This window comes from Sphingomonas sp. BK036 (assembly GCF_004216825.1).
Classification (GTDB): Bacteria; Pseudomonadota; Alphaproteobacteria; order Sphingomonadales; family Sphingomonadaceae; genus Sphingomonas.
The window spans coordinates 1-26,324 of the sequence record NZ_SGXR01000001.1 but is presented as its reverse complement, the minus strand read 5'-3'; the positions used below and the strand labels follow the sequence as shown (position 1 = coordinate 26,324).

Annotated in this window: 26 protein-coding genes; 11 read left to right on the top strand and 15 right to left on the bottom strand. The window is 56.5% G+C overall.

The window, feature by feature from the left end; all coding sequences use genetic code 11:
• Positions 1–63: 63 nt before the first annotated feature.
• From mobQ to EV283_RS00115, 4 genes are read right to left on the bottom strand one after another with little or no spacing between them, the layout of a single operon-like run.
• The gene (mobQ, locus tag EV283_RS00130) at positions 64–1,713 is read right to left on the bottom strand and encodes a MobQ family relaxase (protein ID WP_165391655.1); all 1,650 of its coding nucleotides are present in this window, start codon (positions 1,711–1,713) and stop codon (positions 64–66) included.
• A 26-nt stretch (positions 1,714–1,739) separates the two neighbouring features.
• Positions 1,740–1,958: an antitoxin VbhA family protein gene (locus tag EV283_RS00125; RefSeq protein ID WP_130321766.1), complete on the bottom strand. Its 219-nt coding sequence runs from the start codon at positions 1,956–1,958 to the stop codon at positions 1,740–1,742.
• Positions 1,955–2,167 (bottom strand): antitoxin VbhA family protein, encoded by a 213-nt coding sequence (locus tag EV283_RS00120; RefSeq protein ID WP_242615711.1) that lies wholly within the window; start codon positions 2,165–2,167, stop codon positions 1,955–1,957. The genes EV283_RS00125 and EV283_RS00120 overlap by 4 nt, the downstream gene beginning before the upstream one ends.
• Positions 2,157–2,393, bottom strand: coding sequence for an antitoxin VbhA family protein (locus tag EV283_RS00115; protein ID WP_130321763.1), 237 nt, complete (start codon positions 2,391–2,393; stop codon positions 2,157–2,159). The genes EV283_RS00120 and EV283_RS00115 overlap by 11 nt, the downstream gene beginning before the upstream one ends.
• A 306-nt stretch (positions 2,394–2,699) precedes the next feature.
• Between EV283_RS00115 and EV283_RS00110 the strand changes: the two genes are divergently transcribed.
• The 3 genes from EV283_RS00110 to EV283_RS19010 are packed head-to-tail and all read left to right on the top strand — an operon-like array spanning position 2,700 to position 5,631.
• A complete protein-coding gene (locus EV283_RS00110; protein WP_130321761.1) occupies positions 2,700–3,017 on the top strand; it encodes a mobilization protein in 318 nt (105 codons plus the stop codon).
• Entirely contained in the window at positions 3,014–5,476 is a 2,463-nt protein-coding gene (locus EV283_RS19355) for a type IV secretory system conjugative DNA transfer family protein (protein ID WP_242615710.1), read from the top strand. Before EV283_RS00110 ends, EV283_RS19355 begins: the two co-directional genes overlap by 4 nt.
• Positions 5,473–5,631 (top strand): hypothetical protein, encoded by a 159-nt coding sequence (locus EV283_RS19010; RefSeq protein WP_165391654.1) that lies wholly within the window; start codon positions 5,473–5,475, stop codon positions 5,629–5,631. Before EV283_RS19355 ends, EV283_RS19010 begins: the two co-directional genes overlap by 4 nt.
• A gap of 531 nt (positions 5,632–6,162) precedes the next feature.
• On the opposite strand, the gene EV283_RS00100 is transcribed toward EV283_RS19010, so the two are convergent.
• The 5 genes from EV283_RS00100 to EV283_RS00075 form a co-directional block, all read right to left on the bottom strand.
• Positions 6,163–7,116, bottom strand: a complete 954-nt coding sequence (locus tag EV283_RS00100) for a replication initiator protein A (protein WP_130321759.1) — start codon at positions 7,114–7,116, stop codon at positions 6,163–6,165.
• A 328-nt stretch (positions 7,117–7,444) separates the two neighbouring features.
• Positions 7,445–8,098, bottom strand: coding sequence for a ParA family protein (locus tag EV283_RS00090; protein WP_130321755.1), 654 nt, complete (start codon positions 8,096–8,098; stop codon positions 7,445–7,447).
• A 187-nt stretch (positions 8,099–8,285) separates the two neighbouring features.
• The gene (locus EV283_RS00085; RefSeq protein ID WP_130321753.1) at positions 8,286–8,855 is read right to left on the bottom strand and encodes a hypothetical protein; all 570 of its coding nucleotides are present in this window, start codon (positions 8,853–8,855) and stop codon (positions 8,286–8,288) included.
• A gap of 188 nt (positions 8,856–9,043) precedes the next feature.
• Positions 9,044–9,664, bottom strand: a complete 621-nt coding sequence (locus EV283_RS00080) for a histidine phosphatase family protein (protein WP_130321751.1) — start codon at positions 9,662–9,664, stop codon at positions 9,044–9,046.
• Positions 9,661–10,278, bottom strand: a complete 618-nt coding sequence (locus EV283_RS00075; protein WP_130321749.1) for a recombinase family protein — start codon at positions 10,276–10,278, stop codon at positions 9,661–9,663. Before EV283_RS00075 ends, EV283_RS00080 begins: the two co-directional genes overlap by 4 nt.
• Before the next feature lie 308 nt (positions 10,279–10,586).
• Between EV283_RS00075 and EV283_RS00070 the strand changes: the two genes are divergently transcribed.
• Positions 10,587–11,375: a hypothetical protein gene (locus tag EV283_RS00070; RefSeq protein ID WP_130321747.1), complete on the top strand. Its 789-nt coding sequence runs from the start codon at positions 10,587–10,589 to the stop codon at positions 11,373–11,375.
• Positions 11,376–11,475: 100 nt separating this feature from the next.
• Positions 11,476–13,071, top strand: coding sequence for an endonuclease NucS domain-containing protein (locus EV283_RS00065; protein ID WP_130321745.1), 1,596 nt, complete (start codon positions 11,476–11,478; stop codon positions 13,069–13,071).
• Between the two features lie 774 nt (positions 13,072–13,845).
• Here EV283_RS00065 and EV283_RS00060 read toward each other — a convergent pair.
• Entirely contained in the window at positions 13,846–15,021 is a 1,176-nt protein-coding gene (locus tag EV283_RS00060) for an AIPR family protein (RefSeq protein WP_165391653.1), read from the bottom strand.
• Between the two features lie 400 nt (positions 15,022–15,421).
• Here EV283_RS00060 and EV283_RS00055 point away from each other — a divergent pair, with 400 nt between their 5' ends.
• From EV283_RS00055 to EV283_RS00030, 6 genes are all read left to right on the top strand, one after another.
• Positions 15,422–15,853 carry a hypothetical protein gene (locus EV283_RS00055; RefSeq protein ID WP_130321741.1) on the top strand — a complete coding sequence of 144 codons (432 nt, stop codon included), beginning with the start codon at positions 15,422–15,424 and terminating at the stop codon, positions 15,851–15,853.
• Complete coding sequence (locus tag EV283_RS00050; protein WP_130321739.1) at positions 15,850–16,653, top strand: hypothetical protein; 804 nt, start codon at positions 15,850–15,852, stop codon at positions 16,651–16,653. The genes EV283_RS00055 and EV283_RS00050 overlap by 4 nt, the downstream gene beginning before the upstream one ends.
• A 137-nt stretch (positions 16,654–16,790) precedes the next feature.
• Complete coding sequence (locus tag EV283_RS00045; protein WP_130321737.1) at positions 16,791–18,047, top strand: hypothetical protein; 1,257 nt, start codon at positions 16,791–16,793, stop codon at positions 18,045–18,047.
• A gap of 650 nt (positions 18,048–18,697) precedes the next feature.
• Entirely contained in the window at positions 18,698–19,015 is a 318-nt protein-coding gene (locus EV283_RS00040) for a BrnT family toxin (RefSeq protein WP_130321735.1), read from the top strand.
• Complete coding sequence (locus EV283_RS00035) at positions 19,008–19,340, top strand: BrnA antitoxin family protein (RefSeq protein ID WP_130321733.1); 333 nt, start codon at positions 19,008–19,010, stop codon at positions 19,338–19,340. The genes EV283_RS00040 and EV283_RS00035 overlap by 8 nt, the downstream gene beginning before the upstream one ends.
• Before the next feature lie 16 nt (positions 19,341–19,356).
• A complete protein-coding gene (locus EV283_RS00030) occupies positions 19,357–19,572 on the top strand; it encodes a hypothetical protein (RefSeq protein WP_130321731.1) in 216 nt (71 codons plus the stop codon).
• Here EV283_RS00030 and EV283_RS00025 read toward each other — a convergent pair.
• The 5 genes from EV283_RS00025 to EV283_RS00005 all read right to left on the bottom strand — a co-directional run bounded on the left by EV283_RS00025 (position 19,569) and on the right by EV283_RS00005 (position 26,262).
• Positions 19,569–22,460, bottom strand: a complete 2,892-nt coding sequence (locus tag EV283_RS00025; RefSeq protein WP_130321729.1) for a type I restriction endonuclease subunit R — start codon at positions 22,458–22,460, stop codon at positions 19,569–19,571. The two genes, EV283_RS00030 and EV283_RS00025, sit on opposite strands and share 4 nt — an antisense overlap.
• The gene (locus EV283_RS00020) at positions 22,444–23,169 is read right to left on the bottom strand and encodes an abortive infection family protein (protein WP_130321727.1); all 726 of its coding nucleotides are present in this window, start codon (positions 23,167–23,169) and stop codon (positions 22,444–22,446) included. Before EV283_RS00020 ends, EV283_RS00025 begins: the two co-directional genes overlap by 17 nt.
• A 10-nt stretch (positions 23,170–23,179) precedes the next feature.
• A complete protein-coding gene (locus tag EV283_RS00015; protein ID WP_130321725.1) occupies positions 23,180–24,343 on the bottom strand; it encodes a restriction endonuclease subunit S in 1,164 nt (387 codons plus the stop codon).
• The gene (locus EV283_RS00010; protein ID WP_130321723.1) at positions 24,340–25,926 is read right to left on the bottom strand and encodes a type I restriction-modification system subunit M; all 1,587 of its coding nucleotides are present in this window, start codon (positions 25,924–25,926) and stop codon (positions 24,340–24,342) included. The genes EV283_RS00015 and EV283_RS00010 overlap by 4 nt, the downstream gene beginning before the upstream one ends.
• Positions 25,927–26,076: 150 nt before the next feature.
• A complete protein-coding gene (locus tag EV283_RS00005; RefSeq protein WP_130321721.1) occupies positions 26,077–26,262 on the bottom strand; it encodes a hypothetical protein in 186 nt (61 codons plus the stop codon).
• Positions 26,263–26,324: the final 62 nt, after the last annotated feature.

Below are 26,324 nucleotides of genomic sequence, written 5' to 3'. Positions count from 1 at the left end.
GCTCACGGTCACTTTCCAAAGCCTGTCCGTCATCGTGCCGTTTCCTTTGCTAGTTCGCTCTGTCTATCGCCCACGCCCGCGATCCTTGCCCTGCTCGCGGTCCTGACGCTCCCTGTCACGGCTGGCCTTGATCTTCTCCAACGCCTCGGCCTGACGCTTCTCCTGCGCTGTCTGGGGTGGTTTGCCGTCGGCATCGGCCCTGCCCGCCATGCGATCCCCAAGCGTTCGCCCGTCCAGTGTCGGGGCCTGCGACGGCTCGGCCAGCGTGCGGTCCTGCTGCGCCGCCAATTTCCCGTCGCGTTCCGTGATGGCGCGGGCGTCTGCCCGTCGCTGCTCATCCGCCTTGGTCGTGCCGTCGATCGCCGCCATGCCTGTCTCCCTCGCTGCCTGTGCCTCCGCCGCCAGCGCCGGCTTGGCGCGGGTGGCGAGGCGTTCCGCCATTAGCTCGCCGGGGGACTGGTTGCCCTCCCACGGAAACGCCTGCCGCATGTAACCGGCAAGCCGATCAATCTGCCCGCTTAGCCGCTCGATCCGCTTGGCGATCGCCGCTCGGGTCTGCTCCCACGCCTTCGCCGCCACCTCATAGGCCCCGCGCTTCATCGAAGCTAACAGGCCGGCGGGAGCCTCGGGACGTTGCAGGCGGTGCGCCTCCTGCCGGCGCTCATGCCCCGAGAGAAGCCGGCGCGCATAGGCGTCCACCTTTTCCGCCTTAGCGACGACGCCGACAAACTGCCGGTCGTTCTCGGTCTTCCACTCACGCAACACCAGCTCGGGCGGGCGCACAACCGGTGCTGCCGGCTCGGCCGGCGTGCCCAGCAGCCGGACGCCACTGTTCCGCGCTGCCTCGCGCCCCGCCTCGATCAGGCTGCGGGGGCGTTCCGGTTCGACCTGGCGCTCGGCCTCGATCCGCTCGCGCGCCTCGGCAAGATCGATCACCTCCGCGTTCAACCCTTCGACAACGCGGGCTTTATCCCCTTGGTCGGTCGTCCGCCCCTTACGTTCGATATGGATGACATTGGGGCCGTAATGCTTGGTTGGCATCCGGTGCTCGTTCGCGGCGATAAACGCCGTGTCGCCGCGCTCACGCGCTGCCTCGATCTGCCCTGCCTTTAGCAAATACCCGGCCCGCCAACGTGCCGCTTTGATGGGGTGCCCGGCCTGCTCCAACGCATCCCCGCACATTGCCGCAAACGTCCCGCGCCAATGCATGACTTCGCCCGATCGCTGATTGTCCAGCTCACGGCTCTTAGGGCCAAACCCCTCCTCGCCAATGCGCCGCGTCGAGCACAGCACATGCGCGTGATGGTTGCGATTGCCCTGCCCTTTTCCCGCATAGGCATCGGGCTCATGGATAGAAGCATCGACCACGATCCCATGGCGTTCAACCAACGCGTTTGCGAATTGCGCCACCAGTGCCCGCCGGCCTGCGTCGTCCAAATCGGCCGGGAGTGCGACTTCGAACTCACGCGCGACGGTACTGTTGACCCGCGTCTCCGCCGCTTCGACCGCGTTCCATAAGACGGCACGATCCTGCACCCAGTCCGGCGCATTGGGCGGAGCGTAGATCGCGCAATCCTCGCGCGCCACGCCACCGCGCCCGGAATAGTCAAACACCCGACCCGTTGCCTGATCTTCGATCCGTGCGCCTGAGCGATACGCACACGCGGCTGTCGCGCAACGCCCGGCGGAGCGCCCGATCGTCTTCACGCTCATGTGATACGGAGCGAGCGGCATACCAGTTAGTCCCGTAACGCCGGGTCGTACAAACGTAGCGTCTCTGCGACATGCTCGTCGGAAGTTAGCTCGCCTTCTATAAAACGGCGGTTTAGCTCCTCGACTTCCGGTCCAAGGATGAAACCCTCGAAGCGCACACTGCCCCGCGCGAAGTCCACCGCACGCTGCCGCTTGGCGCGCTCCTCTGCACTGATAGCCGGCGTGCTGTCCCGTTCTTTCATCATGGTGCCTCCTTGCTATCGGTCGCTTGGCGGATTCCACAGTATTGCAAGATTGCGGCGGTCAGGCCGGGGCGGTCTAGGTCGCCGTCTACGTAGCGGGCGAACAGTGCCTCCGTCTGATCGTCGAGGACGAACCCCTCCAGACGAACGCTGCCACGTGCAAAATCTAGCGCTCGCTTTCGCCGCTCCCGTTGCCCTGCACTATCGTCCATGATGCTGACCATACAGTGCGCCGACTTCCGCAAGCGCTTCTTCGATCGTGATTTCGCCGGAGATAAAACGCTGGCTGATCTGCTCGGCTTCCGGCGAGGGTATCAACCCTTCGAAGCGGATGCTGCCTCGCGCGAAATCGATGGCGCGCTGTCGCTTGGCGCGTTCCTCCGCGCTGATCGCTGTCGCTGTCGCTGTCGCTGTCGCTGTGTCTAGGCCGTCCGACATATGCGCGCGCCCTTCTTCTGGTTCTAACTTCTTCTCGCGACCGGTAGCTCTTGCGTTCCCGGTCGTGGCAAGCCCGTTCTACACGGGTGCGCAGGCGTCTTCAACGCCGGAGAGGGGTGTCGGGGTCTCCCGACCGTACGCAAACTGTAGGTTTGCATAAGTGCGCCGTTAGCTTCTCTAACGGCTGCGTCAGCAGTCTTCTTTCTTCTGTCCTTCTCACTCATTCTCGTTCCTGTTTTTTGGCCTTCTGCTTGCACTGCTTTTGCCTTCTGCCTACCCTGCCCTTCTGATTGTGGGAGACGGGCATTGGCCGAAACCAAATTATCCCAGCGCGAGAAGCTGTTGGAGCAGCGACGTCAACTCGCCGCTCGTATCGCTGCCCTTGATGCTCGTGAAAAATCACAGGAGCGCAAGGTCGATACTCGTCGCAAGATACTGATCGGGGGCGCGATCAATGCCTCGATCAAGCGCGGCAAGTTTACCGAGGAACAGCTTATGTCGATTCTGAACCGGGAACTGTTCGCTACTCGTGACCGGGAGGTGTTCGGTCTGCCTCCTCGCCCTGACGGCCTTACCAAACCGCCGCGTGGTGACGCGGCCAATGTCGGATCGGACGACCAATGATCCGGGTGCGATCTTTCCTGCTGGCGGGAGTGATCGCACTCTCTCCCGTTTCGATGGCTCATGCCGATGTGCCGCGTTGCGACGCGGTGCTGGAAGGCGCGAAGTTCATGGAGGGCAAGGACAAGGACTATACCGCACGGCACGCGGAGCATGTTCGCGCCGTCTGCACCGCGCATGATAGCAGCGCCGATCGCTGGTCCCGCATTATCTCCGATCTGCATCTCGACGCCACCCGCATGATCGCCGCCGCCAATGCGAAAAACTGGAACGGTGTCGCCGATGGTCTCGACCATGCCGCGCCCCTCCTCGAACAACTGACGGCGCAAGCCAAGGCCGATACCGCCAAGCCCCACCCCGCATCCGAACCCGTCGATTTCCGGCTAAAGGGTTTCGTGGAGCTGGCGACCGATGGCTATCGCCAGCGGCTGGTGGCGGCTGGCCTCGCCCCGCCCGCATCACTGCGCGCCGGCCTGTCCGATCTGTCGCGCGCGCTGCGCTCGAACGGCACGGGCCCGCTTGCCGGGACCGCTTACGTGCTGATCATGGACCTGTCGGGCAACGCCGACGATCTCGCCGCCATCCTAGCCGATGAGGCAGCGCGCAACGAACGCCACAAACAGGAATCGTTGAATACCGATCTGAACAACGTGAAGATGGAGCGCGAGAATCCGACCACAATGACCGGCTACTGGTCCGGCATGGGGCAGAGGCTCGGGCGCTGGACAGCGTTGTTCGAGTGGATGCTGATCGCCGCGTTCGTCGGCTCGATCTTCGCGTACCGGTCGAAGCGGCCGCGCATTGCATGGAAGCTCGTCGCCCTCACCCCGCCGATCTTCCTCCCGCTGTTCGCGCTGCACGTCTTCCTGCCCATTTTCCCGTGGTGGGCGATGGACCTCGCCGCGATCCTCGCGCTGGCGGCGCTGTGGGGCTACACCGAACGCTATCCGCTGCTCTACACCGGCAGGGCTCCCTTCGGGTCGTCCGGGGCGGCACAGGGCACGCCTGAAGCTCCCGCGGGGCCTGTCGGACCTCCCGCAGGCCCAGACACCCACGGCAGCGCCTATTGGGGTTCAGTGTCCCAGATGCGTGCGCTGGGGCACCTACCCCCCGCCAACGCTTCCACCCCCGCCGGATTCGCTCTCGGTCGCGCGATAGGACCCGTGGCGGGTGACAACCGGTTCCGGCAGTCCGGCCACGTCGTCACCTTCGCCCCGACCGGCGCGGGCAAGGGAACGGGTTTGGTCATCCCGACCCTGCTCGAATATCCCGGCTCGGCGCTGGTGCTGGACGTGAAAGGCGAGAACTACGCCGTCACCGCCCGCGCCCGCCGCGCGATGGGGCAGGCCGTGTTCCTGCTCGACCCCTACGGGGTGACGGGCGACACCGCCCACGGTTTCAACTGGCTCGACCGTATCGACCTCGAAAGCGAGGATTGTCTGGCGCAGGCGATGACCATCGCCGACGCCTGCGTGGTCCCGTCCGACAAGGGCGGGGACGATCATTGGGACGATACCGCCCGCGATCTCATCCGGGGCGTGGTGCTGCACGTCGCCGGCCTCCCCGCCGATCAGCGCAATATGGGCGAGGTCCGCCGGCTGCTCGGTTCCAGCGCCGAGGAACTGGACGAAACGCTGGCGGCGATGATGGTCAGCGATGCAGCGTTCGGCATTGTCGCTCGCGCCGCCAATACCTTCTCCGGCATGGCCGAACGCGAACGCGGCTCGGTGCTGTCGTCAGCACGCCGGCACACCGCCTTCCTCGATGATCCCCGCATCGCCCGTGCGCTGGCCCGCTCGGATTTTTCGCTGCGCGATCTCAAGCACAAGGCGATGACGGTTTACATCGTCCTGCCCGCCGACAAACTGCGCGGAGGCAATGCCCGGTTCGTGCGCGGGCTGGTCAACGACGCGCTCGCCGGAGTGATGGCGGACACCGTGACGCCGCTCCACAAGGTCGTGTTCCTGCTCGATGAGTTCGCCCAGCTCGGCCGAATGACCGCGATCGAGGACGCGATCAGCCTGGTGCGCGGGTTCGGTGTCGCGCTGTGGTTGTTCCTACAGGACATGGACCAGCTCAAAATCTATCCGAAGAAGGGCAGCTTCCTCGCCAACGCCACCAGCCAGTTCTTCAACGCCCGCGACCTCGACACCGCCAAATACATTTCCGAGATGCTCGGCAAGGCGACGATCGAGTTCGAGACGGCCAATGAAGGCAAGAGCGGTGGCAGCAACGTTGGCGGCGGTGGCGGATCGTTCAACCGGGGCAAGTCGTCCGGTGTCAGTCAGCAATTCGCCGGCCGCGAGCTGCTCACGCCCGATGAGGTCATGCGCGAGCGACGCGCGATCGTGTTCGTTGCCGGGGAACCGGCATGGCTCCTCGACCGGATCGATTATCGTACCGACGCCGAATATCGCGGGATGTTCGATCCCAATCCCTACCATGCCGGCCCACGGTTATGATCTGGCTGGTGGTAGCGATCGTTGGCGGCTTGATCCTCGGCAAGCTCATGGGCTTCATGGTGGTAGAGTTCGTGATGCACCCCGTTATGCTCATCGCCCGTGGAGCTGCTGCATTGCTTGGAGCGATAGTGGGATGGGGCCGTCGCCTGCCCTGACAACGAGGGAAGGCTTTGCCCTATCCGCTTAGGAGTCGGTGCAGGTACACACCGCCATATCGGCTAAGCTTTCATCGGAAGCTTGCGACCGTAAGGTCGCCCCTGTGTCGGCGTTAGCCGGCACGCATCCACAAACATATTGCCCGACGGGCAATTCCGCATCTGTCTTAACGTTGATGTGACGAAGCTGCTTAAGCGTTAAAAGATTCTGTTAAATATGAACTGTTAAGAAGGTTAAGCTTGTGAAAAAGTGAAATATTTAGTTTGTTATCAGCGTCTTATGAAAGGCCGTGGTGGGTGATACCCCGTGATTCGGTGGGTGATACCCCGATAGCATGGTGGGTGATACCCCGAGGCAATAGTGGGTGAAACCCCGAGTCCGCTGATCCCCGAAAGCGGTTGGCGGTGCCAGTTATCCACAGTTAGCCGGTTACCAGCAGCTCGACCGAGATCAATCTATGGTTATTGGCCGCCGCTGCATGGTGGGTGATACCCCGATAGTTACGCACCCGGTGGGTGATACCCCGATAGTTAGCGGCGGCCGGCGAGATGATCCATGCGGGCGTCTACCTCCTCGGTTCGACGGCGATCGGCGTCAAAGCGGGCACTCCGCTCCTCTTCTGCGCGCATCCGCTCAGCAAGCGCCAGCGCCTCAACCTCCCCGCGCCGTCTGAACTGTACGGCCGGACTCTTGTCGGCCGTTTCCCCCATTTCCATTGCGTAGTCTGGAAGCTGGTCGGCCTCGATCACGCGCCTGAGCATTCGGTTGAACTCCTTGGGCTGAGCGTCGCTGCCGGTCTTGTCGCGCAACACCTCGACCCGGCATAGCCACCCACCCTGCTGCGAGCCGACATGCTTGCGCGCGATCCGATACAACGCCCGTTCCAGCCCGCCGGACAGAAGGAAATAGTCGGGGTGCATGGTAAGAAGAGACTTCTCGTTGACGATCCCCTCATAAACCCAATCCGAGAGGGTCAACGTCATGCCCCGAGGCTGCTCGGTGTCGGCGTCGGTGTCGAACGTCCAGCTATCCAGCCAGTTGAAGCCGGCTTTTTGCCGTCGCTTTGTCGCGCGAATCGAAGTCGTGATGGACGTAGTTTGGAGACGCAGCAACGCCGCTTGCAGCTCCTGATAATCCCTACCCCCGGTGCCGCGCTTGATCGCCCGCAACAGGTCATAGGGCGTTGTCGTCAGTGTGCGAGGCAAGTCGTTCAAGCCCTGCTGCTTCATTCGATTGAGGGTTGATGCGGCCCATATCAGGATATCGGCATCCCATATCGTTGCCATGCCGTAGTCGGGGATCGCCTGCACGCGTACCCAGGCTTCACCGTCAGGGCTTTTATACTCGATCGGCTTCAACCGCTTGCGCTTTTGAAGCGAGAAGAACGGCCGCTCCATGATCTCGCGCTGGTCACGAAGCGAAAGGTCGCCCAGCGCCGGGATAAACAGGTCAAACTCAGGATTGGGATCGCGCCGTTTGCTCATGGCGCGAACCTGGTGTGGCCCCGCTTGACCAAATACTGACGGAGCAGGCGTTCAGTAATGACGGTAAGCGGTTCCCCTCCCTCTTCTACGCTGAGCTGACGCAACGCTCGGTGCATGTCTTCGGGAATATGGATCAACACCGGCTTCTTGCCGGGATGACTGCTGCGTCGTACCGGCATCGTCGGTTCGATCGCTGTACGACGCGCACGGCGCGGTGCGTCGCTCTGCACTGGCTCAGGAGCCGCGTCTGCAATGGGAGCCGCTACTGGAGCCGGCTCCGTGGGCTCGTCATCGAAAATGCCGGCAAGTGCCGAAGGCTTCCGAGCCATTATGCCACCTCGCTTACTTGCTTAGTCGCATAACCGCTTAGTCGCTTAGCTTCTTCGTAAGCTGACCGCAACTCCGCCGCCGCCTTGCTGTCGGGCTCCGTTTCCGCCGCTGTTTTTCCAAGAGGCGTGGCCTTGTAGAAGTCCTTACGGAAATGAAGGCGGCTGTTGAACATCGTCACGCCCTTGGCTGAGAAGCCAGCATGGGCCTCCTGCCCCTCCCCACCCTGATGCGGAACTTGGGTCAGGATGACGGCGAACGGCGTGCCGGCTTGCTGTACCTGTTTGATGGTTTGCAGGACCGAATGAACGTCGAGCCCGCGAGGGGCCACGGGGATGACGACGAAGTCCGCCTGCTCGGCCGCGAGCATCGCAATGTCTTTAGAGTTCGCAGGCGTGTCGATTATGATAAGATCAATCTTGCCGCTGCCCCGCCCTCGCGAGATATGGAGAGGTAGACCAGCGACGCTGCTGTCCTTCACCATTACATCATCGGAATCACGACGCTCCGACCAGTAAAGAGCGGATCCCTGTCGATCGTCAGCATCAAGGATGACGACAGACGCGCCTTCGCGTGCTGCCTCGACGGCGAAGCCGGTTGAAAGGGTCGTTTTGGACTGCCCCCCTTTTTGCGCAATCACTGCCCAGACCTGCATACCCGCTCCTACTAAACTCGTAAGCGACTTATATCGCTTAGTCGGTTAGTACGCAACCATAGCGTTTAGTAGCTTATTCGCTTAGTTGTCCCAGTGACATTGGGATAGAGTGACCGGCAATATCCTTTTGACACAATGCCGCCGGAGCGTCCTCCAACGGACTTTGGAATTTCATGATTGATGCAACTCAGAGTTCGAGGACGCCTTGGCGGTTAGGGTAAGCGGCCTTGTCGTTATCCTGCCAACCGAACCAAATCTCGAACGAGATGCCGTTTAGCGCCGCTAGCTGATAAGCCTGACGGAAGGCGGCATTGCTATCCTGACCCTGCACCGACAAACCTACATCAGACAGAAATTTGTACCCGTTCTCTTCCTTTTGGCCAACTTCGGCATTCACGAAGAGCATATCGTAGATCACTTGAGCATTGTGGCCCTTGGCATGCACCTCTCGGATCATGCGGTTCATGATCGTATTCCAATAGCTTTCTCCCTTGCTTAGTTTTTTCCCGTTGAGGATCACCTGGAGACAGTTGGTGAAGTTCAGTTGGGGTGGGGTCGCAGAGTCGAAAATCATCGTGCGACCATCGTCCTTCATGCCGATGGGCTCGCCTGGCTTGATGACTTTGGGCTGGTCCGTCTTGGTGGCATCCCAATGATCCAGCAGTCGCGTAATCACCGTATCGTGCGTGTCAGTTAAAGGGACAGCGATTGCCTGGAGGCGAGTGTTCGTCAGCGCGGAGAGTTCTGCGGTCGGCATCGTAGGCTCCTTAGCGGCCATAGGCGACCGTAAAAGCCCTATGACCAGTTATTATCGCCTATGCAAGCCTATAAAGCCTAATAATCCCTAATCTTCCTATAGCGTCCTAATGCGCCTGTGGATTGTTGAATTTCCAAGCCCCTGCCAACGTCACACCTGTGAAAACCGCTTAGTGGCTTAGTAGCTTATTATTTGGTTAGGTGAGTTGCGTGTTGCCATCGAGCATCCGCCCACCCAAATTCTACTCGTTCAATATTTCCGATCGCGGGCGGCACACCCTCGCGCCAGAAGCGGAGCATCTTGCCCCGATCGTCCAACTCAGATTCCGTGACCACAGCCCGCACCGCCTGAATGAATTGCCCATGGCTGAAAACATAGACGAGGCCAGGAGAGGGCAGGGCGGCAAGCCGCATCAACGCGGCCTCGGCGCGGCGTAGCAGTGCGCCGAAACTTTCCGCGCCCTCGCCATCGCAATAGGCCGGATCAGCTTCACCCCAATACCGCACAAGATGCGGTGCCCGATCTACCGCCAACGTACCGTTCCAGCGGGAAGGCTGGAGATAGGTAAACTCTTCGATCGGCCACACTTCCACAGGCACGTCGGGGAAGCGCTCGATCGTCGGGGCGGCTGTCTGTTGGGTACGCAGGAACGGCGAAGTCACGATCAGCGATGGTGTTTCGGTCCAGTCCGCCGCAAGCCGTCGCGCCTGATCCCAACCCTTTTCGGTCAGCTCGATCGTCGCAAGGTCATGACATGGCATTCCGGCATTGCCGGTGCTCTGCCCATGACGGATGAAGGTGGCTTTCATACCTTGTTCTCCTTGGCAGCCAACTCGCGTAGCCCCTTGTAAAGCGTGGTCCGGCTGACCTCGTAGCGCTCGGCCACCTCCGTTACGGTCGCGTTGGGGTCAGTCAGCAGGAGCCGGGCTTCGCGGAGCTGCTTGGAGGTAAGGGCAGGGGGCCTGCCTCCCATGCGGCCACGGGCACGCCCCGCCGCCAGCCCCGCTCGGGTCCGTTCACTGATAAGGTGACGCTCAAACTCGGCGAGGCTGGCGAAAATGTTGAACACCAGTTTGCCCGCCGCCGTCGTGGTGTCGATCGCCTCCGTGACGCTCTCAAACGCGATGCCTCGCTGCGCCAGCTCGTTGATGTTGGCGATAAGGTCGGGAAGCGACCGCCCGAGCCGGTCAAGCCGCCACACCACCAACGTGTCGCCAGCACGAAGCGCCTTCATGGCATTCGCCAGCTCCGGCCTGTCCGCCGTCTTGCCGGATGCGTGTTCGGAGTAAACCGGCGCGCATCCACGCGCGTGGAGAATGTCGAGTTGGGGATTGAGGTCCTGGTCGGCCGTGGACACGCGCGCATAGCCAATCCGCCGCGTACCGGACTGGCTTGGCAGGGGAGCGGAAAGCGTGTCCAACATTCTTTGAGCAACCATCCTTTTATGGACTTAGTTTCTCGCACGGGTTATTGAACATATCAATAGCGGAAAAGGCAATGTCGGCATATGCGGCCGGCAGCGTTCATGAAACGGCCGTTTATTGAACATATACGAGTGGATTGATCGCCCGAGGCATATTGCTTTCGCGACGGGGGCACCATGTCATTAGGTCCGCACATTATGCTCCTAAATCGCCAGCCGCTTGCTAAAGTCGATCGCGAAACCTCAGCGACAAGTTGGCAAGTCGGGAACCGACCGGGCCGCTGCTTTTCGCCAACGCAAAGAGTCCAATGGCCACCAATAAAGAAAAATCTCTAAGGAAAGCCGCAAGCGCTCTCCAGGCTGCCAAATGTGCCCGGCCAGTGCTATTCGAGTTTGATGATGAAGATTTTCCCTACGGAACCTCCGGCTCTTCGGTCCTAGTCGAGCTCGGAGGGCAGGTATTCGCAGTAACGGCAGCCCATCTTTTCGATAAATATATGGGAAGTCCTATACAGGCGGACCAACTGCGCATACCATACTCGATCGAACACGCTGTAGAGCCGAATAACGCTTTTGTTCCACACGAAGCGATTCTGCGGATTAAGCCAATCGCTACAGAGGAAACGGCCGAGTGGCAGGACCTAGCCATCGCGCCAGTCAAACAAGATCTGCTTGTGCGGCACCTCTTTTGTGGCGAGGAACCCCTCTGCTTAGACGGCCTTACTTTGGATGTATCGTTTGGAACAGTCTTGGTCCGAGGGTTTCCAAGTGAAACTCGAGAATTCGACCCGGAAGACCGTATCATCAGATATTGTCCAATTTTGCTCGTCGGGCAAAGTCATCGTGGGTCATGGAAGGAAGACGACTGCACCTTCCAAGTCGACGTTAAGTCCATTCATGGCTTAACGAACTTCGACGATCTATCGGGCAGCCCGGTCATTCGCGTAAACGCAAATGGGCAGCATCAACTAGCAGGCATCGTTTTGCGCGGAGGCAATGATCAACTTCATGTTCTTGAAGCGCGGATCATCGCGTCGACATTAAACGCTTACTCCCGCGGTGAGAATGAAGCGACGATTCTGCTAGGCAACTGCTAATGACGGATTCTGATAAGAGCTACCGCCTCAGGAGCGGCGGTAATAAAACTACTCAATTTTAACTGCCAACCGTACTCAAAGCTACTGGAATGCGGAACATATGAACACTCCTACACGCACGGCTAATCCGCAATTACCGGTAGTCGGCCTATTCGCGAACGAACTTGAACTGCGCGATGCCTTGGCTGCGAACCTAGACCTGATCGAACCGGGTTTGCAATTGCTTGGTAAAGAATACTCTGTGGCTAACCCGCATGGGGCGGCCGGTCGGATTGACATTATTGCAAGAGATTCTTTTGATCACATCGTATGCGTCGAAGTAAAACGCAGTGACGCCAGCGCCCGTACCGGAGTACATGAGCTCAGCAAATACGTAACACTATTAGTCGATCAGGAGCGCATTCCACGCGAGATGATCCGATGTGTCATGATATCTACGGACTGGCATGAACTTAACGTCCCGTTATCCTATTTTGCCGTTTCCGCCGGCGTCGATGTCCGCGGTTTCATTGTCAAGAACGTGAATGGTTCACTTTCACTTGAAGTGCAGCCACTTCTGCCTTTGACCTTCTTGCCACAGCTCAGCCCCGAGATCGATCTTTTGCACTTCGCGGCGGCGGAAGACCGACTCATTTATTTAAAGCATGTTCGCGGCCGCGCAAACTTGCTCCCTCAGATTCGAATCGCCCTTATCGAACTTGATCTCGCAAATGATGTCTTTGCTGAAGAAGCTCCGTTTAGGATCGTCGCATGCGTCTGGCGTATAGCTGAGCGGCATCTGGAGGCAATTGAGAACGTGATCGGTCAGCCAGTCGGTAGCCGGCCCCCGTATGGCTTCCTAGGATGGGAGGCCGAATGTGATGCGCTTGAGTGGATCTGCGCAGACGGTGCCCCAGGGATCATTCCAACTCTTGCCGAGGATCGACGAGGAACGGCGGAAAAGATTGCATCGCTACTGACGCGGTATGATGTAACGTCAGTCACTCGCATGGGGGCGTGGCCGCGATCGCAGCTCATCGCCGATGACGAATACGTTCTCCGCCAGATCGGCGCTCTTTCAATCAGTTCTGGCGCCGGTCGTCGCAACCGGCACAGCTTCGAAGCTAAGGTAACACCCTTGGCCAAACCGTCTTGGCAGGCGCAGCAGCAAGCCTTTATGGACTTCATCTCCTTTGAACCCCGCTGGAAGAAGCCAGTCCAATCGTTTTTCGAGCGTTGGCAAGATAGCGACATAACTATTGTGCTATCTGCGCACGACAAGCGGCACTTCTATTACATACTGCATCAAGCGCGCGCGCATTCGACTACGGTTACATCCTATTTTGTCGTAAAGGCGGAGCGCGATGGAGTGATGGTAGAGGCCTTGCATGGCCACTACAGCTGGGACGGGAAAACTTGTCCAGACGACCCTGAAGCGGGCATGCGCCGGATCTACGGCAGCCTGCCGCAGGTCGCGCTGGCCATGTTCAGTGCAGTCGATCAACGTCGCTATGACATTGCTTGGCGGATACATGGTTTCATTCCCGTCATCGATCAATACTCAGCGCGAGGCGAACGTGTCGGCAAAGCTGTGGTGCGCCGATCCGCGCGGGATTTCGTCACGGCCAATCCGCGCTATGCCACCAAGGTTTCAGCACTGCTTGAGCGCTATGGAAACATACCAACGGATCCGACGGGCATGGTACCCCGTGATTGAAGCCAGGAATCGCAGATCAAAGATAGCGGTGACCTACCCTGCGCCTACTGCAATTTAGCACACTTCTTAGTGATGATGACTGACGGGCGGGCGGACAGCAGGCGGGAGCCGTTGGAGCGCGGCCCCAGCCGAAGCCACTCTCGGTGTTCAACAAACCGACGTTTTCCGAACGCCAATAATCTGGCTTGCTCTACGACGATGCGTGCGAAAGGTGGGTATGATTGCCGCATAGAATAGATACAGGATGCTTCCAAAGGCTATGAGCGAGCCTTAAAAAACCATTTTCTAGGGATGGAGTAACATGAAGAATTCGCGATACTCGCCTACGGATATTGTAAGCCATCTCGGCGACTTAACGCATCTCCTCACCCCGTATGAGGGCGAGGCGGTCCCAATCTCTGACCTCAAGCTCAAGCTCTCTGGCCTCAAGCTCTCTGATTTTCTGTCGCCACCCTCGGTCGCGGCACCACCAGCGCCACATACCGACGCCCTCCCCCGCATCGCTCGCTGCTCAATCATGCCCGATTAACGGCCGTTTTCTGCACAAAATCCGGTAGGTCAGCGGTCAGCTTTAAAGGAGGCAACCCATGACAGCTGCAGTTCGATTGCTCCTAATGCTGCACTTTTCGCCGGTATACGAGGTGAGGGTGCAGCGGAATCGGCTTATTCGAACGCGCTTATTGCCGGTTTGCGATACTAGCGATACCAAAGTGCCCGGCTGCAAAGTAGCCAGGCACCTAGCACCGCTTTCATGCGATCCTTCGCACGCCAACGTTACACGCTAGCGGGAGTACGCGTCCGGCGAGCGAACCGCGCGTAGATCGACGTGATCTGCGCCAGCGTCGAATAGCATGCCTTACTTTTACCCATCGTCTGGGGGTTATGGTCGGCGATCTCCATATAGGCCTGCTTCGCTGCCTCAATGAGCTCGTCGTCGGTGAAGACATTGGGTTTCCGGACGTCCCACGCCTGTTGCACCTTCGACACGAACTCCGCATGCGCCGCTATGATGGGGAAGATCACACCATCAGGGACCTCGATGATCTTCCCATCCTCGCGGGTGATTGACCGAATGCGCGTACCCTTGAAGCCCTGGTGTGATTTCCAGTGCTCGTACAGGCTCCATGCAATCGGGGCCAACTGGATGAAGGCGTCGTATACCGGCCCACCTTCGTCGACGACGCGCTGGAATAGCTTCAAGCAACGGGTTTTCTGCGAGTAGGTAAAGACCTTGTTGCTCGCATCGAGCCGATCGATTTCACTAAGCACCTTTTCAGGCATCAGGGCAAAGGTCACCTGAATCAGCTTCTCAGTGTCGAGATAGCGACCGTCGTCGACGACGATATCGGACTCCGATTTCCGCAACATCATCGTCGGAAGCCGCCGCTGCATTGCTTCTTCGAGATCGTCGAGTTGCCCACGCCGGCCAGCGATCGAAATCGGTCGCACATCGTTCTGAAAGTTACGAGCGATCGAGACTTCGGCGATGAGATCGCTATCGTCGGTGATGATCAACTCGAACTTGATGCTGGGATTGAACCCGGCCTCCTTGTCGACCCCCTCGTCAAAATAGCGACGGAGTTCACCTTGTGTTTGAGACCCGTTGATGATGCTCGGGCTATCCAAGGTCAATGACTTGGCCGTATCGTCAATCTTGCCGCCACGAGCGACGATGACCATGCCGCCATTCAAGATGTTAAATTGGTCAGGGTGGTCCCGAAGCGTTTTGCGGATAGCTTGATGAACCAGCGTAGAAGACTGCTTCTGTTTACCCGCTGCATTAACGAGGTACTCTCGTACATTCTCGTCATCTTCGAGCAGCAAAACGGCAGAAGCAGCAGCCTGCCCGGAATAAACCCGGCGTCCCGCTTCGACATCCTCAGGTGAGCTGATGTTGCGGCAAACGCGGTAATCCAGCACGAACGCGTCGCGCTTAATCTTAGTAGCCATTATATACTCCATCTTCCGACGATCATTCGCAAAATGGCGCACCCACCTGGGTGACCGGAATGGACCGACCACTGCATGATCGGCACGACTGACGAAAGAGTCAAGGGTTGGGAGAGCCGCTCATTACGGGGTGCGCAGGCCCTGCCTCGGAACGGTTTTCTCAAAAACCGTTCCAATTCAGATTCTTAAGATTTTGCTCCGCATACAAAGTTATGAGAAGGAGTAGCCGTTGGAGTACGGCCCCGGACGAAGCCACTCTAGGTGTTCAACAAACCGTCGTTTTACGCAGGGCAACGCAGACAGCCCTCTACCATTCCCAAACTAGCAAACGACAATGTATGGCTAGCTGCCTCAACAACGTGGGCGTCAGCTACACGTAGCCGAAAGCGGGACATGGTCGATGGCCGATAAGAAATGGAAACAGAGCCGGGATTCCCTGTTCCGTGGCGATCACAAAGACAGTGTCTGCATACCTACCCCTCACGCAGATGACTCGATTGTACGTCACGTAATGTACCTTGAAGGTCCCGGCCGCGAGACTCCTTACCTGTCCACAACCGAACATAGAGGTGTAGCCGAGACGTTCGCGCAAGATGGCGGTGTTTGGCAAACATCTGTCGCACATGCAAAAGCGAGTGGCGTCACTCACATAAGCAAGTCAGAATTGCTTGGGTTGATGCAAGGCAATGGAAAAGGCAAGGCCGCGTGGCCCGATGCTTCTGAGGTAATGGAGGCGCGTCGCTATGTCGAAGAGCACAGCGAGCATCTGCTAGACTTTCGACCGGTTGCCGACGCTGCTGCATCTGTGAAAGCGGTTTTCAAAAAGCCATGAAATTACATTCTTGCCAAAATTGCTGGTTCAATGGCCTTCAGTACGGCGCAGTTGGCCTATCGTTCGGATATTGCGCGCGCCATCGAAAGGTACTTAATCTACCGGACGAAACAACATGTGGACAGCATATTCGCAAAGACTTGAGTTCTAAGCGGGCGGAAGAAGTCGCGGTATACCATTCTAAGGCATACGCTGATGATAAGATTGTACGGCTTACAACCGGTTTAGAAGTCGCCTCCGACGCTTCGGCAGCTGCAAGAGACGTGAATATAATCCGTTCGGATATCGTTGGTGAGTCGGTAGTCGATTACGGTTATCTAGATTCAAAGATCGAGTCATTGGCGCAACTTAGAGGCATTAGATCGGCACGTTCCGATATTGCCCTGACAAGTCTAGGCCGTGCATATGTACAGAACTGCGCCAGGCGCGGTGGTCGATGGACGAGTGGTATTCACCTATTTTGGTGGACTAAAAAACGCCTAGCCGAGGTTCCACAATTACGTGTTGAAGACATAAGGTATGCTGGACATATTCAGCTGTCACGGCAAACCGATTTAGCTGCATGGTCTGTTATGATGTTCAAGCTATACCTCTTAGATGATATTGTATCTTATGCTGGCATTCAAAACGATGTTTTAGGACGAGAGAGTGGCATAGCGAATAGTGCTGCGATTGCCGTTCCGACCTTTAATGTTAGAAAATTGAGCGCATGGATTTCAAGGGAGTTATTGCCTGCACTAGAAGCACGTTTAGATTATGAGCGTTACTCTGAGCTTTCGCGCGAGCTACACCAAGAATAAATGGAAGGAAGCAATCGACGCCAAAAATACGGCAGATAAATGGTATGATCGCATTTGAGTGTCGGCGGACTTGTCCTTGATCTTGTTCCTCGAAACGTCATCGGCTAACCGCGTAGTATCGGATTAGGGGAGTAGCGATGCTGACCGTTCTACATCCGCAAATAAAGCCACAGATTGCCAGCTTCCAAGGAGGGTTGCTTCCTGTTCGCCTGCCGGGAGACAAGCGACTATCTCTCGTCGTTAAGGTTGGCAAGGAGATGATCTTGGCTGCCAAGGTGCGCGGCGGTTTCGCATTTTACCTTCCGAAATTATCATCTACTTCAGGCCTGACAACCTCGCTGGTTACCGCGTTTTTTGACGACGCCGATGAACCGCTAACGCTTACCTCCGCTATGTTTGGTGACGATGCATGGACGCATGGCATTCTAGAGATCTTGCGATACGATGAAGTCGATATCTACTTTTTCGATGACCAGAATTACGAATGGTTGAGCTATCGCACGACACTTGACGATCCGGGAAGCTGCCTCATCGGTGAAGAGTCGATCTACCTTCTCGATTACCACCCTCAGAATGCTCAGGGCATTCATGAGGCGTTACAGAATTGGTTCGGTTGGCGAGATGAAAAGGACGACGAACAGGCAATTCGCGCCGTGTTTGCCGAGCCTCTGTCGCCGGAAGAACTATACGTCATGGACATGACAGTTGAGAATAATAGCTATTTGGGGTCAGGCGGCTTCCGTCGAGACAGTCTAACGAGGGACGATCCCGGCTATTACCAAGAGCGCGACATATCGGTCTGCCTTCTGCGTGCCTTAGATCCCTACAAAATCATGATGAACCCGCGTCGGAAGGACAGCAACAAGGAGATATTAGACCACCTTGTTTTGACCGACGACGTGGCGGTGCTGATCCAAGCAAAAGACAGCCCAACAACTGAACCGAGCCTTGGCCGATCCATCGATCGCAAGCGGAAAATGACGCACCAGCAGATCGGTGCTGCAATCAAGCAGATAAACGGCGCAGCGCGCTATCTGGCGAGGGAAAAGACGGCCAAGCTGATTGTTGGTGGGAAGGATGTGGAGGTCACGCTGGGCGAGCGTCGGGTGATCGGTCTAGCCATTGTCAAAGAGCTATTTGATGATGAGGGCGAAGCATATGCCGTTGCCTGCGCTAGCATGGCGGGTCTGAAAGGCGGCGGTATCGTGATGGACTATTTGTCTTTTCACGCCTTTACGCATCATTTCTCGAACGAGCCGGGTTTTATCGCAGCATTGGAACTGCTCGCACGCGAAGTCCGCTCTGGTAAGTGGATCAAGCCTAAGGAGTTCGTGGTGGAGAGTGTGTTGGCTGCGCTGGCCGAACAGAGGGGCTATTCTGAGAAGCCGGAATAGGGTCGGTACATAGAACGCTTATGATATGCCCTACCGGACTGGCGGCCCGTCCCTCCGGTGACAACTGTCCAGATCGAGAATGGCGGTCAAGGCGACCAGTCCTTTCCCGGCGAGATCAGGTTGCGGGGAGGTCGGTTTAGGTACCCGTCTACGCCTCAGTCGTCAGCGTCGTCGGGTCGTTCTAACTTGTAGAGGGGAACGTCAGGCACGATGCACTCGCCCGTGTCTTCACTGCCTGCACGAGGGGTTACCTCAACTTCTCATGGGTCCAGCTCGCGGATTACAACCGGAGTTCCAGCGCAGCCGCAATCGTCGCATACCGGCCTTTCCCAGACAAGGTCTGGCGCATCGTTGCGAACCCCTCTTGCGGATAGAGGTTTGGCGAAGCTCATTTGGGGCAGGAATCAAGGACCAACCGACTGAAATCGAAGGCTTCTAGCCGTCGCTTAAAATCGCTAACAACCATTGGTCGAACAACGTTGCATAACTTTCATCGTGGCCTACATTGCCATTAACGACGCTGGATAAACCAGCGCTGCGTCGGGCTTCGTTCCGGCCGTGAGTTCCCGGCACAATGGCTGGCAGGCTACCGCGCGTAGCTCTCACATCATTCTCACCATGATGGCTGCCGTTTTCGGCTGGGAGTTCGTATGTCGCACGATCCGACAAAAATTTTGCATCTGGATGTTAATGCATCTACACAAACCTCTGTGAAGGTAACGTTCGACCCGACCAAAAACGAAGCGAACATCACCAAGCATGGTCTGTCGTTCACTGACTTCGCCGCGTTCGATGATACGCCTGTGGTGGTTGAGGATGATCGCTATGATTACGGCGAAACACGCTTGCGGGCGTTTGGCTGGATCGGGGGCGCTCCCCGCTGCCTTGTGTTCACGCTGCGGGGCGAAACCATTCACATCATAAGTTTCCGCAAAGTCCACGCGAAGGAGATGCGCCGCTATGAGTAAGGGACCGCCGCCCGAAGGCTATGACGACAACCCCGAATGGACTTCCGAGGAGTTCGCCCGCGCGCGTCCTGCCAATGAGGTACTGCCTACCGCCGTAGTATCGGCCCTTGTGAAAAATAGGGGCGGTCGCCCGGCTGGGCAGACCAAGGAACAGGTGTCATTGAGAATCGATCGTGATGTATTAGAAGGTTATCGAGCCGCCGGTGCCGGCTGGCAGACACGTATGAACGATGATCTGCGCACGAGACAAAGGTCGCAATACAGTGTGGCAGCCGCCGCGCGTGGGCAAGGCGTAGGCGCTGTCTACGCCGCAATCGCTGTTTGAGGGCTATCTAATGGCAATGGACAAAGACGAACAGGCGCTGCTGCTTTTCACCAACCGCCTGCTACTCGATTGGATTAGCATCGCCGTAGACCGTGGCGAGGTTACGCGCGCGAATGTCGATAAACTCATCGACTTTTCGGCAGCGCAGGTAGTGCAGGGTGCCCCATGGCTCAAGTCAGAGGCTGAGGCGTTCGCAGCAGTTACAAAGAGCCGGATGCCAGACGGAGTTTAAGCATCTTGTATCTCGCCAATATCGTCCTCGAACGTCCGGATAAAGCCAATCAACCGCTCGAGAATCCGATTCACAACCTTTCTTCGTTCTAAAATTCTCGGCTGCACATTTAATGCCGCGACGACATCGTCTCGCAGAGGATTTTGACCGCTGAAATTGAAGTGATCGATTAGCTTGTCGAATTTCGATCGGTCCAAGCCTTCTTGCGCGCATATGGCGGCAAGTGCCTTTTCCTTCTCCTGATCCCAATATACCTTAAACGCTTCACCGACATCATCACCCGGTTCGAGCGTCGGCATGTTCTGTTGGATGAACTTCTCGATCAGATCGCGCTTACTGCGAAGCTGCCCGTCGGACCCCACCATGTCCATGATATCGGCAAAGCGCTTCTCCGGGTTTTGACCTGAGTCGGTGCCGGCACTTTCGTCGGCCTTGATTTCGCAAAGCAAGTTAAGAATGTAAGCGACATTAATGCGGTCTGTCCGAACCAGTTCTATCTCAAAATCCACGTCGTTGACGATGGATGCTGTTCCCTCTTCACGAGACTTCTGAGTCAGTTCGTAGATATCAAGGTACTTGCTTTTGAAGTCATCAAATAACTGATTGTCTAGGTCAAGCTGTTGCCAATCGAACTCGGCGAAGACACTTAGGATGTTGCGCAGCCGTGCTAACTCACGGAAAGTGCGCACGAAAGCCAGTTTGGCGTTTTCGTCTTCCAGCGCATCGACGGCATCGACCGTTGGCGTCAGAGAGCGCAGCATTGCTGCTGCCTCATTGAACCGAGCAACGTAGCTGACATAGGGATCGATCAGGATCGTCTCGTTCGCACCCTTGTCAGCGAACAATGCAATCGCCTCGTCCGTAGCTTTCTTCAGATTGCGGAACGCAACGATATTACCTTGCGATTTCACCTCGTTAAGAATGCGATTGGTACGGGAATAGGCTTGGATCAGGCCATGCTGCTTGAGGTTCTTATCAACATACAAAGTATTGACCTTCTTCGCGTCGAACCCTGTAAGAAACATCGCTACCACGAGCAGGATGTCCACCCGGTCGGCATCCTTGGCATTCTCCCGTTCGCGTTCTTTGATCCGTTTCGCGATATCTTTGTAATAGCTGTAGAAACTCAGACTGTCTTTCGTCGAGAAGGCGGTGCCATACATTTCGTTATAGTCGACGATAAAGCGATCGAGCTTTTCACGACTATGAGCGTTGACCGGTGTGTCACGGACGATGTCGAATTCCGGCTCGCTAATAAGGCCGTTGGCGTCCCGATCGTCCTCGTTGGTGCCGTAGGTGAAGATGGTCGCTACGCGCAGGTCGTGCAGACCGCTCGCCTTTTTCCGCGCAAAGGCTTCATAATATTGGATCAGCGCATCAATACTCCCTACGGCCATGATCGCAGTAAAGTCGCGACTATGGGTCTTCCGTCCGTGATTCGCGATGATCCAATCCACCACACTTTCGATGCGGTCCGGGTTCTCGAAGAATTCCTTTGTGTCGATGCCGGCGACCTTCTCGTCGATCAGGCTACCATCGCGTCGGTGCAGCTTACCCCAGTATTCGACCGAGAAGCGCAGCACATTCTGGTCCCGGATCGCGTCGGTAATGACATAGCGATGCAGACATTCGCCAAATAGGTCCTTCGTCGTGCGGGCGATTGCCTCACTTTTGTTGGCATTATCCTTAAAGATGGGCGTGCCGGTAAATCCGAACATCTGGTAGTTCGTGAAGAAGCTAGTGATACGCTTGTGCGTGTCGCCAAACTGCGACCGGTGGCATTCGTCAAATATGAATACGATCCGCTTGCCCCTCAACGGTTCCATCTGATCGAGGAACTGCTGCTTTGAAATCGCAGCGTTCAGCTTTTGAATAGTCGTGACGATCAGCCGCGTCATATCGGTAAACTGACGAACAAGCTTGTGTGTGTTGTGTGTGCCGTCGACGCTCCCGTCGCTATAGGCATTAAATTCGCGCGTTGTCTGGTAATCAAGGTCGGCGCGATCCACCACGAACACAACTTTGTCCACCTCCGGCATCTCGGTGAGGATTTGCGATGCCTTGAAACTGGTGAGCGTCTTGCCCGATCCGGTAGTATGCCAGATATAGCCGCCATGGGTGCTGTTCTTCACCCGGTTCACCAATGCCTCAACCGCGTAGAATTGATAGGGCCGTAGCACCATCAACTGCCGGTCACCCTCGTGCAATACCGTGTATTTCGCAATCATCTTCGACACATGGCATTTGTCTAGGAAGGCGTCAGCGAAATCCGCGAGCGAGTTGATCGCGCCGTTATGGACGTCGCTCCACGTGAACGTTTGCTTGAAACTCTGCTTGCGGTTGTTAGCGTAATAGCGAGTATCAACTCCATTGGAGATGACGAAAAGCTGCACATACTGGAACAGCCCGCGCCCGGCGGAGTAGCTATGCCGGTGGTAGCGGTTGACCTGATTGAACGCCTCTTTGATCTCCAGCCCGCGCCGTTTCAGCTCGATCTGGATCAGAGGCAGCCCGTTGACCAGCAGGGTCACGTCGTAGCGGTTCTGGTACGATCCCTCCTGCACGATCTGGCTGGCGACCTGATAGCGGTTGTGACACCACTCGCGAGTGTTCATAAATTCGATATAAAGCCGTGTGCCGTCTTCGCGGGTCAGCTCGTAACGGTCGCGGAGCGTCTTCGCCCGTTCGAACACGTTGCCCCGGTCGAGATGGTTGAGCACGCGCGCGAATTCCGCGTCGGTCAGCGCGACAGCGTTATGAGCTTCCAGTTCGGCCTTGAGGTTGGCCAGCAACGCCGCCTCATCCGCGATCACAACACGCACCCAGCCGCGCGCGACCAGACGGTCGATCAGATCGCTTTCAAGCTGGGCCTCAGTCTGCGTTGCCATCGTCATGCTCTATTAAATTATCAATGGACTCCGCTACAGCGTCTCGGTAGTTTTCAAGCTCTATTATATAGTCCTCGTAATAAAGTCTGTAGAGGGCAAAGCTGTAAATAAGCTTTCCATCGAGCGGGAATTGACTATCTAGTTCGTCGTTGAACTCTTGGTTATCTTCATATTCTATATCAGGAAGTCCACCGGGCAACGGCTGCTCATCGTCACTGTCGGGCAAGACAACCAATGCCGCAGTGCGCCGCTCGAAATAGGCTTCGAGCATATAAAGCGCGATGGCTTCCGACGTATGGAACGATAGCAAGGCAAACCGCCTGCTACTTTCCATTGCCTTGGGTGCACCTCGCCCATGCGATATGTCACTACGATGATTGCGCAATGTCGCGAGCGATTGAGAAAAACTGACTACATGACTCTTGAACTCATCTTCAACAACATCATCGTTGTCTCTAAGATCTTGCATCGCGTGAGTTACGAGCTTCGCAAATGTCATCTTTTCGATACGTTGCCGATCCCACTCGGGTTTAGTAATAATCAGGACCGTCTTGGAAATACCCTCCAGCAGAGCTTTACAGGTTTCAATACTAATATCAGGATGCTTGACTAGGTTCCGGCGAGCTTTCCCAATGAGCGGGACATAGTATTTCGCACATTCGGGAAACCGCTGCTCATTTTCTTTAATAAGCTTGATAACACGCCGCACCGTTCGACCCTCAAACAAACATATGCTGTAGGAGAGCCTTTTTGAAGGCCTTCATGTGAAGCACTTTCGCCGATACTGCCGCTAGCCTTTCGTCAAGAGCACTCAAGGCATCGGCAATCTTACGCTGCTCATCTAAACAGGGCACAAAGTATTCCTGCTTGCTAACAACGCCCCAGTCGGCACGTGGCATTTTTGATCCAGATGACTGACTTGCTGCCGAAACAAACTCGTCGGTTTGGACAAGATAGTAGAGAAATTTAGGATGAACTTTCTTAGCCTGGAAAACCCATATTTCAGTTGAGCAAATTCCATCTGAATCGGCAAACAGGAATTTACGTAAATACGGTCTAAGCTTACCGAACAGAACATTACCTTTTTTAAATCTACTTTTTAAGCTTAGCTGATCGCCGAAAGCTGTTTCACCCAGTACGATTCCAGTGCCAGCTTCGATATTCTCAAGCTCGATAGTTAGAGGCTTTTCAGTTGATACCTGAGGGTCAAATTTGGCGGTGACGCGCTCAGCCAGTTGGGTGAATGGCTTCTTGTCCCATTCTGGAAATACAGCACCATCATCACGCTTGAACCGTAATGACTGATCGAACATTCCTTGTATCAAAACACTCTTATACTTCGCCAAGCAGCCTTGCTGACGCCGCAATAAATCAATCCGTTCATCTATAGCGCCAAGAAAGTCAGCAATTTTGCGTTGCTCAGCTGCTTCAGGAATTGCCATTGGCACCCTGCCGAAATCCCGCGCATATAGTCTAAGCCGGTCATTAGTTAGGCCATAGGAATACGCCCAGAGCAAATACACGGAGCGCTTGCGTTTGAACCAGTGATCGAAGAACGCGGGAACCGTATCTGGTTTTGGCTGGAGCACCACATAGGCGGGACTTACCATGCAGTCCTCGGGCGCCCGGCCTACGGCACCCTGCCACATTCGCATCATGTTATAAACGTGATCGTCTTTGTAGACCCTGAGATTAGCCTCGTCCGGTGCATTGCTCGCGAACTCACGTTCCAACGAGTCACGGCGCACCATTCCTTGATCCATCGTGACCGAGTAAAGTGGCAGGCCTTCTATCGCACGTTGGCGACGGCTTTTGAACGCGTCGTCACCATGCTTCGGCTGCCAAGCTTTTTTGAATGCCGGAAATCGCAGTTTTGGCTTCACAGCGGAGCCTCAATGCCCAGTTCTTGGCAAAATCCGGCGATCCGCGCGTCCACGTCGGCCATGCCCTCATTGATATTCTTCAATTCCACAAGCACCGCATTTAAATCGATCGAAGCCTCATCCTCGAACGTATCGACATAACGCGGAATATTAAGATTCCAGTCGTTTTCCTCTATCTCAGCCATTGTCGCGACATGGCTGTAGCGATCGACCGTTTTCCGGTCGCCATAGGTGGCGATGATCCTATCCACATCACTGTCGCGCAGGATGTTCTGGTTTTTCGCCTTTTGGAAGTTACCGGGACCGCTGGCATCGATGAATAAGATATCGTTCGGGTTCTCGCGGCACTTTTTGAATACCATGATACAGGTCGGAATTCCCGTGCCATAAAATATGTTCGCGGGCAGGCCAATGACGGCATCCAGCCAGTTGCGTTCCGAGATCAGAATTTTGCGGATCGCCCCCTCGCTGCCGCCCCGGAACAATGCGCCATGCGGAAGGATGACCGCCATCGTGCCATTTTCCGCCAGATGATGCAGCATGTGCAGCACGAACGCATAATCAGCCTTCGACGCAGGCGGCAGTTTCCCGAACGTGCTGAACCGGTCGTCGGTAGTGAAGCTGGGGTCCGCGCTCCAGTCGGCTGAAAATGGTGGATTGGCGACAATAGCCTCGAACTGCCGATCCTGATGTTCGTCGCGTTTTAAGGTATCTTCCTGTTTAAGATCGAACTGCCGGTAATGAACGCCGTGCAGAATCATGTTCATCCGCGCGAGATTGTAGGTCGTGCGATTCAATTCCTGCCCGAAAAATCCCTTCGCAATGTTGCGGATGCCCACCTCGCGCGCCACGCGCAGCAGCAGGGAGCCGGACCCGCACGTCGGATCGTACACGCTGTCGAGCCGTGTCTTACCGCTGGTGACAATGCGGGCGAGGATCGTTGATACCTGTTGCGGGGTATAGAACTCTCCCGCCTTCTTGCCCGCGCCGCTGGCAAACTGAGCAATTAGATATTCATAGGCATCGCCCAACACGTCGCTTTCGGCGTTGTTAAGCTGAAAATCGATCCTGCTCTTGTCACTTAGCCGACCCATGACCTTGGCGACAAGGTCGTTGCGGTCCGCAACCGTACGGCCCAACTTGGTCGAGCCAAGGTCCATATCCTCAAACAGGTGGTCGAAATCTTCCTCGCTTTCTGTCCCCATCGTAGATTTTTGGATGTTGGTCAGAATGCGACTCAGGTCGTCGAGGATGAAGTTGTTGCCTCTTTGCGCCCCCTTCGCGGCCACCGCCTCGAACAGCTCAGACGGACGAAGAAAATAGCCGAGTTCCTCCACCGCCTCCGCGCGGATAGCGTCGAGATATTCCTCGCCGTCGTCGGTGCCTTCTCGGATGTCATCATAGGTGATGCCGTCCGCCGCCAGAATGCCGTTGCCGTACATGTGCATCCGCTCGGACAGGTAGCGGAAGAAGATGAAACCGAGGATGTAGTCGCGGAATTCGTCGGCATCCATCTTGCCGCGCAGGTCGTTCGCAATCTTCCATAACGCATCTCGCAGTAGCCGTTTCTGCTCTTCAGTCATGCGTCGGTCATATCCATTTGATCAATTTTTCACCTTCTACCGGGTATAGGCTTTACGCGCACGCCCTTTCACCCAAGCCAAAAAAACCATTTTATATCAATGGCTTGATTGCATCTTGACTGATGCCGGTCGGGTAGATCTCAAAGTCGGCTACCCGATCTCCTCGACCCCCACGACGCGGTCGATCGTGGACCCGCCGTTACGTATCGCCTCTTTGGTAAGCGCCGCATCACAGGCCGCTGCCTCGTCGGCATGATGCCCCTCATAGACGCTTTCAACCTTGTTATCGTTGGGAAAGAGGCTGCTCACGGTCACTTTCCAAAGCCTGTCCGTCATCGTGCCGTTTCCTTTGCTAGTTCGCTCTGTCTATCGCCCACGCCCGCGATCCTTGCCCTGCT